At 65.1% G+C, this 16,586-nt stretch carries 15 protein-coding genes and 1 tRNA gene; 5 read left to right on the forward strand and 11 right to left on the reverse strand.

The window, feature by feature from the left end; all coding sequences use genetic code 11:
• Window positions 1-291: 291 nt before the first annotated feature.
• From RQH62_RS09895 to RQH62_RS09910, 4 genes are read right to left on the reverse strand one after another with little or no spacing between them, the layout of a single operon-like run.
• A complete protein-coding gene (locus RQH62_RS09895) occupies window positions 292-843 on the reverse strand; it encodes a demethoxyubiquinone hydroxylase family protein (protein WP_311268600.1) in 552 nt (183 codons plus the stop codon).
• Window positions 844-882: 39 nt separating this feature from the next.
• Window positions 883-2,391 carry a YifB family Mg chelatase-like AAA ATPase gene (locus RQH62_RS09900; protein ID WP_311268601.1) on the reverse strand — a complete coding sequence of 503 codons (1,509 nt, stop codon included), beginning with the start codon at window positions 2,389-2,391 and terminating at the stop codon, window positions 883-885.
• 21 nt (window positions 2,392-2,412) lie between these two features.
• Window positions 2,413-3,096 carry an RlmE family RNA methyltransferase gene (locus RQH62_RS09905; RefSeq protein ID WP_311268602.1) on the reverse strand — a complete coding sequence of 228 codons (684 nt, stop codon included), beginning with the start codon at window positions 3,094-3,096 and terminating at the stop codon, window positions 2,413-2,415.
• Window positions 3,093-4,214 (reverse strand): Ppx/GppA phosphatase family protein, encoded by a 1,122-nt coding sequence (locus RQH62_RS09910; protein WP_311268603.1) that lies wholly within the window; start codon window positions 4,212-4,214, stop codon window positions 3,093-3,095. Before RQH62_RS09910 ends, RQH62_RS09905 begins: the two co-directional genes overlap by 4 nt.
• Before the next feature lie 330 nt (window positions 4,215-4,544).
• Between RQH62_RS09910 and RQH62_RS09915 the strand changes: the two genes are divergently transcribed.
• On the forward strand, window positions 4,545-8,060 hold the full coding sequence (locus tag RQH62_RS09915; RefSeq protein WP_311268604.1) for an autotransporter domain-containing protein: 3,516 nt from the start codon (window positions 4,545-4,547) through the stop codon (window positions 8,058-8,060).
• Between the two features lie 275 nt (window positions 8,061-8,335).
• Here the strand turns inward: RQH62_RS09915 and RQH62_RS09920 are convergent, their stop codons facing one another.
• The 5 genes from RQH62_RS09920 to yajC form a co-directional block, all read right to left on the reverse strand.
• Window positions 8,336-9,760 carry a M20/M25/M40 family metallo-hydrolase gene (locus RQH62_RS09920; RefSeq protein WP_311268605.1) on the reverse strand — a complete coding sequence of 475 codons (1,425 nt, stop codon included), beginning with the start codon at window positions 9,758-9,760 and terminating at the stop codon, window positions 8,336-8,338.
• Between the two features lie 80 nt (window positions 9,761-9,840).
• Window positions 9,841-10,185 (reverse strand): Mth938-like domain-containing protein, encoded by a 345-nt coding sequence (locus RQH62_RS09925; RefSeq protein WP_311268796.1) that lies wholly within the window; start codon window positions 10,183-10,185, stop codon window positions 9,841-9,843.
• Window positions 10,186-10,232: 47 nt separating this feature from the next.
• A complete protein-coding gene (secF, locus tag RQH62_RS09930; RefSeq protein ID WP_311268606.1) occupies window positions 10,233-11,222 on the reverse strand; it encodes a protein translocase subunit SecF in 990 nt (329 codons plus the stop codon).
• Between the two features lie 21 nt (window positions 11,223-11,243).
• Window positions 11,244-12,842 carry a protein translocase subunit SecD gene (gene secD, locus RQH62_RS09935; RefSeq protein ID WP_311268607.1) on the reverse strand — a complete coding sequence of 533 codons (1,599 nt, stop codon included), beginning with the start codon at window positions 12,840-12,842 and terminating at the stop codon, window positions 11,244-11,246.
• A gap of 8 nt (window positions 12,843-12,850) precedes the next feature.
• Complete coding sequence (gene yajC / locus RQH62_RS09940; protein WP_184269376.1) at window positions 12,851-13,186, reverse strand: preprotein translocase subunit YajC; 336 nt, start codon at window positions 13,184-13,186, stop codon at window positions 12,851-12,853.
• A 185-nt stretch (window positions 13,187-13,371) separates the two neighbouring features.
• Between yajC and RQH62_RS09945 the strand changes: the two genes are divergently transcribed.
• The 4 genes from RQH62_RS09945 to RQH62_RS09960 all read left to right on the forward strand — a co-directional run bounded on the left by RQH62_RS09945 (window position 13,372) and on the right by RQH62_RS09960 (window position 14,717).
• Window positions 13,372-13,448 (forward strand) — tRNA-Pro (locus RQH62_RS09945).
• 216 nt (window positions 13,449-13,664) lie between these two features.
• Complete coding sequence (locus tag RQH62_RS09950; RefSeq protein ID WP_311268608.1) at window positions 13,665-13,802, forward strand: hypothetical protein; 138 nt, start codon at window positions 13,665-13,667, stop codon at window positions 13,800-13,802.
• Window positions 13,803-13,891: 89 nt separating this feature from the next.
• Window positions 13,892-14,431 carry a glycosyl hydrolase 108 family protein gene (locus tag RQH62_RS09955; protein ID WP_311268609.1) on the forward strand — a complete coding sequence of 180 codons (540 nt, stop codon included), beginning with the start codon at window positions 13,892-13,894 and terminating at the stop codon, window positions 14,429-14,431.
• A 7-nt stretch (window positions 14,432-14,438) separates the two neighbouring features.
• Entirely contained in the window at window positions 14,439-14,717 is a 279-nt protein-coding gene (locus tag RQH62_RS09960; RefSeq protein ID WP_311268610.1) for a 3TM-type holin, read from the forward strand.
• Between the two features lie 42 nt (window positions 14,718-14,759).
• On the opposite strand, the gene RQH62_RS09965 is transcribed toward RQH62_RS09960, so the two are convergent.
• Together RQH62_RS09965 and RQH62_RS09970 are read right to left on the reverse strand one after the other, a co-directional pair.
• Window positions 14,760-15,545: a hypothetical protein gene (locus RQH62_RS09965; protein ID WP_311268611.1), complete on the reverse strand. Its 786-nt coding sequence runs from the start codon at window positions 15,543-15,545 to the stop codon at window positions 14,760-14,762.
• Between the two features lie 118 nt (window positions 15,546-15,663).
• Complete coding sequence (locus RQH62_RS09970) at window positions 15,664-16,536, reverse strand: LysR family transcriptional regulator (RefSeq protein WP_311268612.1); 873 nt, start codon at window positions 16,534-16,536, stop codon at window positions 15,664-15,666.
• Window positions 16,537-16,586: the final 50 nt, after the last annotated feature.

Here is a 16,586-nt window from a genome sequence, read left to right on the forward strand (position 1 = left end):
CCCCCCCCCCCCCCCCCCCCCCCCGCCTCTAACCATATTTGTCACTGGCAACCTGTCTGCCGCGTTCCTATCCCCGCGCCATCATCCCAAGGGGAAGAGGTGCGCTATGGAACGTCCCGACTTCTGGCCCGACATCCGCCGTTTCCTGCTCGGCTTCGCGATCAGCGGCCTCCTGATCGGCATCTGCACGCTACTCAGCGTCAAACCGGCACCCTGAAGGCGTCCAGCCACCACATCCGTTCGTGCTGAGCCTGTCGAAGCACGCGCACCGAGCCTTCGCCGGAATTGCCATCAGCGATTTCGCAAATTCATCCCTAGCCAGATCACCGCATGCGTGGATAATCCGACAACTGGCTCCAGCAGTCTTCGCCAGAAGCCATGCGGATTCATACTGGCAAGCGAAACATCATGATGCTCCTGCTCTTCAAGTATGATGTGCCGCAAAATGGCGACTGCTTCCTGATCGATTCCCGCCAGCGCCTCAATCTGTTCATACATGTGCGTCAGAACGACCCTTTCGATCGCTACCGTCGTCGCGGCAATCGCATGACGTCCTGCCAATCCGGTAATGGCGCCAAGAACGAAGCCACCCAGGCCACACCATAGGTAGCTGCGGCATCGGCGCTGCCCACGACGTAACAATTCCTGGCCGAATAACGCGCGATGCCCGCGCTCATGCGCGATAAAATGATCGAGGTCGCCGACCATGTCCGGCGCTCGCCATCGCGCGAACCATTTTTGAACACGATAGATGCAGACGGCGCCATGCTCACCAGCATGATCGACTTTCATCACGCGATCGCCGAGGCTCTCGCCGATATTCAGGCGCGCCGTAATCGTCATTCTACCTCGATGCCGCAACGCGATTTTGGAAATGCATTTTCAATTCACCGGCGCCCGGCGCCGATAACTCAGCGCCTCCGCCACATGCACGCGCCCGACCTGCTCGACGCCGGCCAGATCGGCGATCGTGCGGGCCACGCGCAGCACCCGCGTATAACCCCGCGCCGACAGTTTCATCGCGGCGGCGGCCTGCGCCAGCAAGTGCCGCCCCGCCTCGTCCGGCCCGGCCACTTCCTCCAGCCGTTCGCCATCCACCTCGGCGTTGGTGCGTGTCCTGCTCCCGGCATAGCGCGCCGTCTGCACGCTGCGTGCCGCCGCGACGCGCGCCGCCACCTCGGCCGATCCTTCGGCGGGCGGCGGCAGCACCAGATCGGCGGCCGTCACCGCCTGCACCTCGACATGCAGGTCGATGCGATCGAGCAGCGGCCCCGACACCTTGGCCTGATAATCCGCCGCGCAGCGCGGCGCGCGCGAACAGGCCAGCGCCGGATCACCCAGATGCCCGCAACGGCAGGGGTTCATCGCCGCGATCAGCTGCACCCGCGCGGGAAAGGTCACATGCGCATTGGCCCGCGCCACCGTCACTTCGCCCGTTTCCAGCGGCTGGCGCAGCGAATCCAGCACCGTGCGCTGAAATTCCGGCAGTTCGTCCAGGAACAGCACGCCCAGATGCGCCATCGACACCTCGCCCGGCCGCGCCTTCAGGCCTCCGCCGACCAGCGCCGCCATCGACGCACTATGATGCGGATTGCGAAACGGGCGCGCCCGGCTGATCCGTCCGCCCTCCAGTGTCCCGGCGACGCTCGCCACCATCGAGCTTTCCAGCGCCTCGGACGGCGTCATGTCGGGAAGGATGCCCGGCAGGCAACTCGCCATCAGCGACTTGCCCGCGCCCGGCGGTCCGACCATCAGCAGATTATGACCACCCGCCGCCGCAATCTCCAGCGCACGCTTGGCGACTTCCTGCCCCTTCACTTGCTTGAGATCCGCCGTGCGCACCGGCGCATCGACCGTACCGGGCTGCGGCGGCGACAGCGCGGATGTGCCCTTGAAATGGTTGAGCAGGCTGAGCAGGTCCGGCGCGGCGACCACTTCCACCTCGCCCGCCCAGGCCGCTTCTGCCCCCTGCGCCACCGGGCAGACCAGCCCCTTTTCCTGTTCGCCGGCATGGAGCGCGGCCAGCAGCACGCCGGGCGATGGCGCAGTCCGCCCGTCCAGCCCCAGTTCGCCGACCACCACATAGCCTGACAGCATTTCTGCATCGATCACGCCCATCGCCCCCAGCAGGGCCAGCGCAATGGGAAGGTCGAAATGCGATCCTTCCTTGGGCAGGTCGGCCGGGGACAGGTTCACCGTAATGCGCTTGGGCGGCAGCGACAGGCCGATAGCGGCGATGGCGTTGCGCACCCGCTCGCGGCTTTCGGCCACCGCCTTGTCGGGCAGGCCGACCAGAATGAAGTTGGGGAGGCCGGGGACCAGCTGACACTGCACCTCCACGGCGCGCGCCTCCAGCCCCAGATAGGCGACCGTCGAAACCGTTGCGACCAAATGCCCCCCGCTATGCTCTTATCAGGTCGGATCGACCCCTTCGTCCGGCCGTCCCTTGAACCCCTGTGCCACGACATACCATTCGACGCTGCCCTTGCGGCTGGCCGGCGGCTTTGCGTGCTTGATCGTCGTGAAATTCTTCTTGAGCAGGACCAGCAGTTCGCCGTCCGTGCCCCCCGCGAACACCTTGGCGACGAAGGTGCCGCCCTTGCGCAGATTTTCCACCGCGAACCAGGCTGCCGCCTCGACCAGCCCCATGGTGCGCAGATGGTCGGTCGCGGCATGGCCGACCGTATTGGCCGCCATGTCGGAAATGATGAGGTCCGGCTCCTGCCCCAGCGCATCGCGCAGCAGGCCCGGCGCCTTGTCGTCCATGAAGTCCATTTCGAACAGGGTGACGCCCGGCAGCGGATCGACCGGCAGCAGGTCGATGCCTACCACGGCGGCCTTCGGCGCCATTTTCCGAACGACCTGCGCCCAGCCGCCCGGCGCGACGCCCAGGTCCACGACCGCCTTCGATCCCTTCACGAAATGGAATTTCTCGTCCAGTTCGATCAGCTTGAACGCGGCGCGGCTGCGCCAGCCTTCCGCCTTCGCCTTGCGGACATAGGGATCGTTCAGATGCCGCTCCAGCCAGCGCACCGATTGCGCCGTACGGCCCTTGGCGGTCTTGACCCGCACCTTGCCGACACCAGACCCTCTCACATCACTCTCCCGTCGCGGTCCATCAGCCCGCGTAAAATGCCTTCACGAATACCCCGGTCGGCGACGCCCAGGCGCTCGGCCGGCCAGATATCGAGGATCGATTCCAAAATGGCGCAGCCCGCCACCACCAGATCGGCGCGCTCGGTGCCGATGCAGGGCAGCTTCTGCCGTTCCGCCAGACCCATGCCGGACAGCCGATCGGAAATCGCGCGCATCGATTCGCATGGCACGATCAGCCCGTCGATCGCCTGCCGGTCATAACGGGGCAGCCCCAGATGCAGGCTCGCCAGCGTCGTCACCGTGCCCGAGGTGCCGAGCAGGCGGATGCCTTCCGCTTGCTTAGGCAGGCGCCGGGCCAGCGGCGAAAAAGCTTCAGCCACGCGCGCGCGCATCCGTTCATAAGCCGCCAGCCGATCAGCAGCATTGCCGTGGTCGAACGCCTCGCTCTCCGTCAGCGACACGACGCCCCAGGGCGCGCTGACCCAATCGACAATGCGCGGCGCACCGGTCGTGCCGTGCGAATCGACCAATACCAGTTCGGTCGAACCACCACCAATGTCGAAGATCAACGCCGGCCCGTCGCCCGGCTCCAGCAGCGCATGGCAGCCCAGCACCGCCAGCCGCGCCTCTTCCTGCGCGCTGATGATGTCGAGCGCGATGCCGGTTTCCCTGTAGACGCGCTGGATGAACTCCGCGCCGTTGGATGCACGACGGCAGGCCTCGGTCGCGACCGACCGCGCCAGCGTGACATGGCGACGGCGCAGCTTGTCGGCACAGACGGACAGCGCGGCGATGGCCCTGTCGATCGCCGCGTCGCTGATCCGGCCAGTGGCGGCCAGCCCTTCGCCCAACCGGACGATCCGCGAAAAGGCGTCCACCACGATAAAGCCATCGGCGGACGGCTTGGCGATCAGCAACCGGCAATTATTGGTCCCCAGGTCGATCGCGGCATAGGATTTGCGATCACGCGCGCCATGGGGCGAAAAGCCCCGCTGCATCGGCGGGGGCGGAATGGCCGCAGCCTTGCTCCCATCGCCCGGACCGGAACGGGCGCGCTTGCCCGCATAACGGCCGGTCGGGCCGGAACTCTGCGGCGATGGGCGGCTCTGCTGCACCATGCCGTAACTCACTTCTGCACTCGCCAGCCCCCAAAACGGAGCCGGAACTTGATTCCATGCTTAGGGAGATATGCCGCAATGCGCAAGCGACCCGCCGATCAGCAGACGGATCGACGCGACAGCCGCCGCGGTGACGCACTCAGAAGCGGACGGTCAATTTCATTACGATTGGATAATGAATGACAATCATCGTTAGTAACGGTTTAATATGGGATAAATCAGTCATCATTGTGACCTTTTTGAAACAAGTGCCGACTTTCTTCCTGCGACTGATTGTCTTGCACAATACAGTTGGTTAGCCTCCCCCTCGGTCTTTGGGGAGTTTTTAACATGCACATTCGCAAGAATGGCGTGCGCCTGTTGGCGCGTGCCGGACGTACCGCCCTTCTCGCTTCCGCCGCCGTCGCCGCTCTCAGCATCGCACCTGCTGCACAGGCCGTCGTGCCGGCCGACGACAAGACTCCCCAGGATATTCTCGACAGCGGCGTCAACGGCGTCGGCATCATGTATCGGGACGATGGGTTCGTCTGCACTGGCACGCTGATCAATCCGCGTACCGTCATCTTCGCGGCGCACTGCGTCAACGACCGCGCCACGACTGACTACAGCACCGTCAATGGCGGCGTGCCCGTGGCCTTCGCGTTCGAGGCGGATGCGCGGCCCGGCCTGATTGACTGGCTGTCGAACAATTATACGACCAACACGGCGCTCAGCGTCTACAATGTCAACAACATCGCCTATCATCCGGACTCGCTCGATCCGCCGGCACTCAGCTTCCTGTATGGCGACGTCGCCATGGCCACGCTGGACACGCCGGCCGCCGATGTGCCGACCTGGACCGTCCTTTTCTCCGCCTTGCCCGCCCCCTCCTCGATCAGCGAGACGACCGGCACCGGCTATCATGTGACGCTCACCGGCTATGGCCGCAGCGGCAGCGGCTCGACCGGCAACAGCTATGGCATCGACTTCCGCCGCAAGACGGCCGAAAATTTCCTTGGCCTGCTGGGCTCGCTGGATGACGTCGACACTTTCCTGTTCGGCGGTGGGGGCGGTTACACGCAGAATCTCTATCATACCGATTTCGACGATCCGACGCGCGAAAACCCCTTCGACTTCAACCTGTTCAAGGATGACGCCCTGCCCAATGAAGGCGCCACCGCCGGCGGCGATTCGGGCGGTCCGCTGATCCTGGATCAGGCGTTCGATGAAAAGACGGTGATCGGCGTCCTGTCGGGCGGCAGCCGCTATTTCCTCGACCAGCCGGCCAGCTCCTATGGCGGCTCGTCCTTCTACCAGCCGCTCTATCTCTTCTGGGACTGGATCGCGGAGAACAACCCCTATCGCTATGCCACCAATCGCGCGGGCGACGGCAAATGGAGCGATGCCGACCACTGGGTCACCGCGCTCGACCCCAATTACCGGATCATCGACAGCAGCGGCCAGCTGGTGAACGGCGTGCCGACCACGGCGGGCGCGGGCGCCTTTGGCGAGGACAGCGCCCAGAAGTTCGGCCAGCTCTGCTACCAGCCCGACGGCATCTGCTATGATGTCGCCACCGGCACGCTCTATGTGAACGGCGTCGCCGTCGAGGAAGGCGGCGACAGCGCCACCCCGGCCGCCACGACGACGGCATCCGGCACCACCACCGTGTCCAACAACAAGGGCAAGGTGGAAATCGCCGAGCGCAGCCCCAATGCCACCAGCGCCTCACTCGCCGACGGCACCATCCTCGAAGCGCAAGCCGAAGGGGATGAGGATGACGGCGACGTCACCACCCAGGCCCTGCCCAGCCCGACGCTGGCCAACGGCCTGCCCGGCGCGACCGGCTTCGTCCCCGACAATATCGACCCGGTCGCCTCGGCGGGCGTCGTCGGCCGCTATTATGACGTAACGTTGAACGCCGCTGGCAAGACCACGCTGGACATCGACGCCACCGTCGATCGCTTCACCATTTCAGGCACCGGCGCCACGCTGGACGTCACCGCCGACGGATCGCTGACCAGCCTGATGGACATTTCCCATCTGGCCGGTGTGGTGAATGTCGACGGCAGCGTCACGACCCCCGGCGACTATTTCCTGATGACCGGCCTGTTGTCGGGCAAAGGCACGGTGCGCGCGCCCTATTTCACCAATGTGCTGGGCACCATCGCGCCCGGCGGCATCGGCACGATCGGCACGCTGAGCATCGAGGGCAATGCGATCCTCACCTCCGGCAGCACGCTGCATATCGACCTGGGCGCCAATGGCGTGTCGGACGTGCTGGCGGTCAAGGCCACCCGTTTCGTCGAGGATGATGGCGAAGGCGAAGTCGAAACCCCGCCGACCGGTGGCGAAGGTAGCGGCGAGGATCAGGATCAGGCCCAGCGCAGCGCGGCGGCCATCACCGCAGCGCAGGCCGATGGCGATGTTTCGCTGCTCGCGGTCGGCGACCCGATCGACGGCATCGCCGCAGTCGGCGGCCAGGTGGTGTTCGGCGCCACCGCCGGCACCAAGGTCCGCTATGGCAACCAATATACGTTCGTGACGGCCGAAGGCGGCGTCGACGGCACCTTCACCGCCCCGGCGCAGCTGTCGGCGATCCTGAAGCCGGTGCTGATCTATGGCGACAACAGCGTCAGCGTGCGGATCGACGCCGGCCTCTATGCCGACGTGGTCAACGGCGCATCGCCGAACCAGACCAGTTTCGCCAAACTGCTCGACCAGAATCGCAGCCTCTATGCCAATTACGCCAATCTCTATGGCGAGGCGGATCTGCTGAGCGTGGCCGGCATCCAGGCGACGTTCGAGGGGATGGCCCCGCGCACCGAAACGCTCAAGACGTCGATGGCCGAAGTGCTGAACGACAATATGGCGCGCTTCTACCGCGATCGCCTGACCAAGCTGGACGCCGGTGCGCTCGGCGGCACGCTGACCATGACCGGTCAGCCAATCCAGCTCGCCGCCGCCAGCCTGAACAATATCGACCTGGGCATGGACCAGAGCGGCAACAGCGACACCACGACTCGCGAAGGCGTGCTGCCTGACGATATGAGCGCCTTCCTGGCCGGCGGTTATATCGACGGCAAATCGGCGCCGATGCGCACCGCCGTGCCCTTGGGCAACGACCAGTTCGACGGCTGGTATGCCGCGATCGGCGTCGAAAAAGCGTTCGGCGACAATGGCGTGATCGGCCTCGCCGCCTCCTTCAGCGAGCTGAAAGGCAATACCGGCGCCAATGACTGGGCGCGCGCGCGCCTCTATCAGGGCACTGTCTATGGCGCCTTCGATCTGGGCGGGATCAAGCTGGATGCGGTCGGCAGCGCCGGCACGCTGGCCACCCGGTCGCGCCGTTCCTTTGCGGTCGGCGTGAACCCCTACACCCTCTATGCCGGCGACCAGGAACTGGCACTGTCAGGTGAACTGGGCCTCAGCAAGGCGCTGGGCAGCGACGCCTTCAGCATCGTGCCCCGCGCGTCGATCCGCGGCGCCTATATCAGCTCGGGCAATCTGGCCGAATATGGCGGCGACGCGGCTTTGGTCATCAAGCGCCATGCCATCCGCAGCGCGCAGGGGCGCCTGGGCGCCACGGTCAAGTCCAACACGGGCGGCTTCCGGCCTTATCTGACCGCCAACTTCGTCCATGAATTCAACGACCAGCCGGGCTGGTTCCTGGCCAATCTGGTCGGCGGCACCGGCAGCATGGCGCCCTTCGCGCTGGGCGGGCAGGACAAGAATTGGGGCGAAGTCGGTGGTGGCCTGACGCTGACCACCGGTTCGATCGACCTGACCCTGTCGGCCGACACGACCGTCTGGCGCAACGACGTCAAATATCAGAGCTATCGCGCGGGCGTGAAGTTCCGCTTCTGATTTCCGGCTCCCAGCCGAAAGGAAAGGGCCGCCCGATCGGGCGGCCCTTTTTCGTTGGGGGCGGATGATATCCCGAATCCAATGGAAGGCGGCAGATAGGACTTGCATAAGGTCCGTTCACCCTGAGCCTGTCGAAGCCTGTCCTGAGCGACTGCTGCAAGCAGTCAGTCGAAGGGGGCCGTCCCTTTCTTTCCAAGCTCACAGAGAGGAAGGGGCTGCGACAGGCTCAGCCCGAACGGAGGAAGGGTTGACGTACCATTCCCATCCAAAACGCCTCACTGCGTATAGAGCTTCACCAGCCGGTAGAGGAACGCGCGCCCGTCCAGCAGCGACTTGACGCGGATGCGTTCATTGAGGCCATGGACGCCCTGCCCGTCCGGATCGGCAAACATGCCCGACACGCCATAGGTCGGGATGCCCGCCGCATTGGTGAAGCGCCCGTCGGTCGCCCCGGTGGCGAGGCGCGGGATCACCGGCACGCCCGGCCACATCTCCTTCGTCAGCGCTTCGATCGGCCCCATGATCTGCGGCGTCAGTGCGGGCGCGGAGGATTTGGGTTGCGGCGGATCGGCCAGCGTCACCTTCACTTTCGGATCGGCCGCCACTTCGCTTAGGCGCGCCAGCACGGCGTCCACACTCTCGCCGGGGATGATCCGGCAATTGACGTTGGCGGTCACCGACTGCGGCTGCGCATTGGGCGCATGGCCGCCGCTAATGAGCGTCGGGATGCAGGTGGTGCGCAGCGTCGCGTTCCAGCTCGCGCTCTCCGCCGACACCGCCGCATAATCCGCTGGCGTGGCCTTGCCCGTACCGATCGCCGCCATCGCCGCCGATACCTTGGCCGGATAGAGCGGCGCCGACGCCCCGAAATAGGCTTTGGCCGCCGGGGTCAGGTTGACCGGGAAATCATAATCGTTGATCCGCGCGAGCGCCGCCGCCATCCAGCCGATCGCATTGACATGCGGCGTCTGGCGCGAGCTATGACCGCCCGGTGCCGTCGCGGTCAGGGTGAAGTCCTGATAGACCTTCTCTCCCGCCTGCACCCCCTGGCTGACTGGCTTGCCCGTCTCGTCCAGCGACCCGCCGCCGCCCTCGTTCAGCGCCCATCCGGCCTTCAAAGCATCGGGCCGATTCTTCAGCAGATATTCGACGCCGTTCAACGCCTTCTCCGTCTCCTCGCCACAGGTCAGCGCCAGCTTGATCGTGCGCTTGGGCTTATAGCCCTCCGTCTTGTAGCGGATCATCTGGTCGGTGAAGGCCGCCGCCATCGCCTTGTCATCGGACGTACCGCGCCCATAAAAATAGCCGCCCTCCTCGATCAGGGTGAAGGGGTCGCGCTCCCAGTCGCTGCGCTTGGCCGCGACCACGTCGATATGGGCCAGCAGCAGGACGGCCGGCAGCCTGGCATTACTGCCGCGCAATATGGCGGTCAGATTGCCTTCTTTTGGATGGGCCGGATCGACCACCACCGCCACATCCGCATCGGCATAGCCCGCCGCCTTGAGCCGCACGCCCATCCGCTCCGCCGCGACCGTGCAACTCCCGTCCGGCCAGCTTGAGTCAGTTTCGACTAGTTCCTTGTAAAGCGCACGGAAGGCCGGCTCGTCCCCGCGCGCCTGCGCATCCGGGGTCGCGGCATGCGCGCTGGTGGTGACGAGCAGCGCAGCGATCAGCGCGGCGCCGGGACGGTGAAATGCCATGAAAAAGCCCCCTTGGGTTCAGCAAGGGGGCAACATGGGCCAAAGCAGGGCGAGAGGGCAAGACTCCCCTGCCCGACGCCTTATAACGGCAGCAACGCCGCCACGATCTGCCGCTCCTCGGCGCGCAGCACGCCCCAGGCGCGGGCGGCGGCGCGGCTGTCCATCGCCTCCACGCCCAAGCCCAGCGCCTCGACCGCGCGGACGAAAGAACGCTGCGGCTGGCGCAGCCCCGCACCAGTCCCCAGCAGCAAGAATTCCGGCCGCGGATCGGTGCCGAACAGGTCGCCCAGCGCCTCCACCGTCAATGCATCGACCGATGCCGGCGCATCGGCCCAGGCCAGTGCCCGCACCGGACTGAGGAGCAAGCCATCCGGGAACACATCGTCGCGCACCCGGAAGCCCCGGCCCTGAAAGCCGGTGACGATCGGCCCCTGCCCGCTATCGTCGCGGCGGAGCTTGATGCCCGAATCGCTCAGGGCTTGGCCCCGTCATCACGGGGTCCGACGCGTTCGGCGGTACCGGCATAATCGCCCTTCTTGGCCGCCTTCTTCTCCGACGTCTGCGGGCTGAGGCCCAGCGAAATCAGCAGCGAGGACGACACATAGACCGACGAGTATGTACCGACGATGATGCCCAGCATCATGGCCGCGGTAAAGCCGCGCAGCACATGGCCACCCAGCAGCAGCAGCGACCCCAGCGCCAGCAGGATCGTCACCGACGTCATCACCGTGCGCGGCAGCGTTTCGTTGACGGACAGGTCGATCAGCGCCTTCATGTCCATCTTGCGATATTTGCGCATATTCTCGCGGATACGGTCGTCGATCACCATCTTGTCGTTGATCGAATAGCCCACGATCGTCAGCACGGCGGCGATGATGTTGAGATCGAATTCCAGCTGAGTGATGGCGAAGAAGCCCAACGTCATCAACACGTCGTGGACGATCGCGACGAAGGTCGACACGCCGAACTGCCATTCGTAGCGGAACCAGCTGAACACCGCGATGCCCAGGATCGCCAGCACGACCGCCAGCACGCCATTCTGGATCAGCTCACCCGACACCTTGCCCGACACCGTGTCGTAACGGGAGAAGGTGACGCCGGGGAACTGGGCGGTCATCGCCTTGCGGGTCTTTTCGACCACCGCGTTGGCCGCACCGGCCCCGCCCTGTTCGGGGAGCGGCAGGCGGATCTGCACCGTCTTGGGATCGCCGAACTGCTGGAGCGAGCTTTCGCCCACGCCCAGCGACCCGATGGTGGACCGCACCTTGTCGGTTTCCACCGCCTGCGGGAATTTCGCCTCGATCATCAGGCCGCCGACGAAATCGACGCCCAGATTGAGGCCCTTGTGGGCAGTGGCGCCGACCGCCAGCACCGTCAGCAGCGCGGTCAGGGCAAAGGCCCATTTCCGTACGGCGACGAAGCCGATATTGGTATTGTCGGGGACGAGCTTGAGAAGTTTCATGGGTGTATCCTCCCGCCCCTCTTAAATATGGATGTCCGTCGGACGGGTGCGGCGCACCCAGTTCGCGACGATGACGCGGGTGAAGGTGACGGCGGTGAACACGCTGGTCGCGATACCGATCAGCAGCACGATGGCAAAGCCCTTCACCGGGCCGGAGCCCAGCGCGAGCATGATGCCGCCTGCGATGGCGTGGGTCACGTTCGCCTCGAAAATGGTGCGGCTGGCTTCCTTGTAACCATGTTCGATCGCCGCGACGACATTGCGCCCGCGTCGCCGCTCTTCACGGATGCGCTCGTAGATCAGCACGTTGGCGTCCACGGCCGTACCGATGGTCAACACGAAACCGGCAATGCCCGGCAGGGTCAGCGTGGCGCCCAATATGCCCATCACGCCCAGAATCACCAGTACGTTGATGGCGACGGCCAGATTGGCATACATGCCGAACCGGCCATAGCTGACGAACATGAAGGCGGCGACCGCGACCACCGCGACTACGGAAGCGATCAGGCCGGCGCGGATCGAGTCGGCGCCCAGGCCCGGCCCGACGGTGCGTTCTTCGACCACGGTCAGTGCGACCGGCAGCTTGCCCGACCGCAGCGCGATGGCGAGCTGGTTGGCGCTTTCGACGGTGAAGCTGCCGCTGATCTGCGCGCTGCCGCCCAGAATCGGTTCGTTGATGTTCGGCGCCGACAGCACCTTGCCATCCAGGATGATGGCGAAGGGGCGGTTGACATTTTGCGACGTCACCTGCCCGAAACGACGGCCACCCGCGCTGTTGAAGCGGATGTTGACGATCGCCTGATTGCTCTGGTCATATCCCTGCGTGGCGTCGGTCAGATCCTCGCCCGACACCATCACCTGCCGCTTCACCGCGATCACCGGCACGCCGCTCGGGTTGGCGGCATAGGGCAGCACTTCGCTGCCCACCGGCGCACGGCCCTGCGCCACTTCGGACGGATTGGCGGTCGTGTCGACCAGCTTGAATTCCAGCTTGGCGGTCTGGCCCAGCAGATCCTTCAGCGCCTTGGGATTCTGCAAGCCCGGCACCTGCACGACGATGCGATTGTCGCCCTGCTGCTGGATCGTCGGCTCGCGCGTGCCCATTTCGTCGATGCGCTTGCGGATCACTTCGGTCGCGACTTCCATCGCGCTCTTCACCGCGCTCTTGATGCCGGCGTCGGTGGGGGTGATGACGATGGTGGAACTGTTGACGACTTCGACATTGAAGTCGCGCTGGCCGGTCAGGCCCGCGCCCTGCGTCAGCGGGCGGATGCGCTCGACGGCGGCATCTACCTGAGACGGCTCACGGACCATGAAGCTGAGCTTCCCGTCGCGGCTCGAAATGTCGCCGATCGCGATCTTGGGATCGCCCCGGCGCAGTTCGGTGCGCACCTGCTCCTCCATATTCGTCAGGCGCTGCTTGGCGACATCCTGGGTCGACGCTTCGAGCAGCAGATGGCTGCCGCCCGACAGATCGAGGCCCAGATTCACGCGCGTCTGCATGAAACGGGGGAGCTGCGCGACGGTGGCGTCGGGCAGGAAGCTGGGGATGGCGCACAGCACGCCGATCGCCAGCGGCAGGATGATCGCGGCGATCGCCCAGCGCGAGAAGTTCAGCATGGAGCGGCTCAGTCGTTCGCAGGCTTGGCGGCGGTCGGGTCGATCACTTCGGTCAGGGTCGACTTGACCGCCTTGACCTTCATGCCCGGCGCCAGCTCGATATCGGCGTAAATCTCGTCCACGCGCACGACCTTGCCGACCAGGCCGCCACCGGTGATAACCTGATCGCCCTTCTTCACGGCGTCGATCTTGGCCTTATGCTCCTTCATCTTCTTTTGCTGCGGACGGATCAGCAGGAAATAGAAGACGACGAAGATCAGGACCAGCGGCGCCATCTGCACCAGGATTCCGGCGCCGGAGGCTTGCCCGCCCGCGGTCTGGGCAAAGGCTGGGGTAATGAACATGGGTGGGACTGCCTTGTTGTCTGTCGGTCGCGCACGCCGGTTCGGCACGCACGGATCAAGGGCGGGCGGCTAACATAGATGGGGGGCAAGAGGCAATATGATTAGGGATTGAGACAAAGCGCACAAACTTCTGCGATTGAACGCTTGCGCTTTTCTTTTCCGCCCCCTATTGGGCGCCCTCCGGTCGGGACGTAGCGCAGCCTGGTAGCGCATCACACTGGGGGTGTGGGGGTCGGAGGTTCGAATCCTCTCGTCCCGACCAAGATTTTCCGAAATAGCGACTGCCGCAAGGACGGACGCAGGAAAATATCCCGACCGCAGGCGCGGGAGGTGTCATGCAGCAGCCATGAAACCAGCCAACCACAGACACCGTCCCCTGTTACCCCGGACCTTGCGTTGGACAGGGCCTTGCCTTGCAACATCGGAACGACGATTGTCTCTCATCGCTTGATCCGAAGATAGCGGGAAGGACAATGTGATGTACATGATGACCGGGGCAGCCCTGGGCGCCATCCTGCTGGTGGTTCTGCGCCTCGGCCTGACACACATCCAGCGCTGGATGAAACGGCATATGGCCGTCGCTCCCAAGCAGGACCGTCGCAAGCCGCGCAAATGATGTACGTCACCGCCATCCGATATTCCCCTGTCCTACAACGAACCATATAGGATAAATGATTCGCCTCTTTCCCACACAGGAGGCGTTCCATGGACATTCACGACCTGATCGACGAGGTCATCGCCCGCGAAGGCGGCTATAGCGATCATCCCGCCGATCGCGGCGGCCCCACCAATATGGGCATCACGCTCAGTGTCGCCCGCGCCAATGGCTATATCGGCTACATGAAAGCCTTGCCGCGCAGCGTTGCAGAGGCGATCTACCGCCGCCTGTACTGGGAGCGGCCGGGCTATGCCTTCATCGCCGAAATGAGCGGACCGATCGCGGCGGAACTGTTCGATACCGGCGTCAATATGGGCGTCGCGACCGCGACCGGCTTTCTCCAGCGCGCGCTCAATGCGCTCAATCGCAACCAGCAGGATTATCCCGATCTCAAGGTCGACCGGCAGGTCGGCGCGCGCACGCTCGCCGCGCTGGCTGCCTTCCGTGCCGTGCGCGGGGCCGCCGGGGACAAGGTGCTGCTCAAGGCGCTCGAAGCGTTGCAAGGCGAGCGCTATGTCGCACTGGCGGAGCAGCGTCCGGCCAACGAAGCCTTTCTCTATGGCTGGCTCGCCAACCGCATCGGTTAAGGGAGGCATGGCGATGCAACAACCCGATGGCGACGCCGAACTGACCGACATGTGGACGCAGCGGGCACGCCCCGCCTTCCTCTACGTCATGTATGCGCTGCTGCTCTGGTCGCTGCCGATGGGGCTAATCGCGGGGGTACGACCGGACATGGCGGCAGCGATCACCGCCGGCATGCGCGCTTATCTGAACGCCCTGCCCGAACCGCTCTATGCGCTCTTCGGCACCGGCTATCTGGGCTATACCGCCGCGCGCGCCTGGGGGAAGGCCAAGGGCGCGGAACGCTAGGCTCGACCGGGCGGAGGATCACGCCCCTCCGCCCGGCCGGCGTCAGAAGCGGCGATGCGCCGCCGCGTCCACCGTGTCGCACATCCCGCGAAACCCATAATCGCCGGTCCCGACGATGCTGACCCTGCCGCTCACCCGATCGACCGTCAGGCGCGGCTTATTCAGGCCATTCAGCCGATATTCGCCGCTGATCCGGTCCGGCTGCATCGCGACATTATAGATGTCCCACCAGCCATCCTCGCTCCCGCGCGAATGAATCGGCGGCACCAGCTTGCGCGGCAGTTTGATCCGCCCGCCGCCCGGCCAGAATTGCAGCATCACCGACGCATCGAACTGCTGCGCCGACAGTTCGACGCGATTGTCATAGACATAGCGTTTGCGATCATGATCCCAGGTCCAGCCGGGATTGTTCGCGACGGTCGGGCGCTGGCCATCGCCGAAACAGACCAGCCCGAGGTCGACCGCGCGGCCATCGACCATCGCCGCGCCGTCCCCCGTCGCGACCATGCTCGGCGCGCCCTGCTGCATCTGCGCGCCTGCATGGCCGAGGTCAGGATGATAGCCGCCGCCCTGATGCGTCGACGCCGCCTCCCCGCAATCCGGCGCGGACGTAGCGACGATGGACTGATATCGGCCGTCGAAGGTCACCACGCTCAGGCATTGATGCCGCTCGGCATGCCACCAATAGCTCCATTTGCGATCGTCACCGCTTTGCACACGCACGAAACGATAGCCCCGCGCCTGCAATTGCGTCTCACCGCCCGCCCCCTTCGCGCCGACCAGATCGCGAACATCGGGCGGTGTCTCGGCCAGAGCGGGCGGAGCCAAAAGGCACGATATCAAGGCAAGCAAACGGACGCGGGACATGTCGATGCTCCTTCACGATAAGGGACAATGATGGCAGAGGATCAAGACGGCGCGATGAACGCAAGTCCGGATTGGCGGCTCAGGCCGGGAAATGCGCCTTGATGAAGTCCAGCACGATCCGGGCGCGCGGCGGCAGGCGGCGACGCGAGGGGTGGACCGCAAAAATGTCGAGTGGGGCGATGGCGCTGTCGGGCAGGACCGGCACCAGTCGCCCCGCCTCCATGTCTCCGGCCACCCGGATCGCCGGCAGCAGCGCGATGCCAAGCCCGCTTAGCGCCGCGCGATGCACCGCCTCGCTATTGTCCGACCGGACCAGCCCCTTCACCAGCCGCTCGCGCCCGTCGATCGTCCAGCGCGCGGGCATGTCGCCATAGGCATAGGCGATGCACTGATGCGTCGTCAGCGCGTCGGCCGACGCCGGCACACCATGCGCGGCCAGATAGTCGGGATGCGCCACCAGCCGCCGCGCCAGCCGCCCCAGCGGATGCGCAACCAGACTATCGTCGCCGATCGGCCCGACGCGCACCGCCAGGTCGAGCCGATCCTCCACCACGTCCCGCTGCCAGTCGGTCATCGCGCAGTCGATCTGCAATCCCGGATAGCACCGCCCCAGTTCGCCCAGCCGCTCGACATAATAGAGGCCGAGCGCAGTCGTCAGGCCGATCCGCACCAGCCCGTGCGGCTGGTCGCGCTCCGGCCCGAAATCCGCCTCCGCCAGATCCAGCGCATCGAGCATCGTGCGGGCATGGGCCAGCAATTGATCCGCATCGGCGGTCGGCACCAGCCGCCGCGTGGTGCGATGGAACAGGCGGACGCCGAAATGCGCCTCCACCAGATCCAGCCGCCGGGCGATCGTCGTGTGGCTGGCATGGACTTCCTTGGCCACGCGCGAAAAACTGGGCACCTCGACCAGCCGGATAAATGTTCGCAAGGCGATCAACAGATCAGACATTTACACGACTCACGCACAGAATTTGTGCGGCCAATCCTTATTGTCCCCGG

The organism is Sphingobium sp. WCS2017Hpa-17 (genome assembly GCF_031843765.1).
GTDB lineage: Bacteria > Pseudomonadota > Alphaproteobacteria > Sphingomonadales > Sphingomonadaceae > Sphingobium.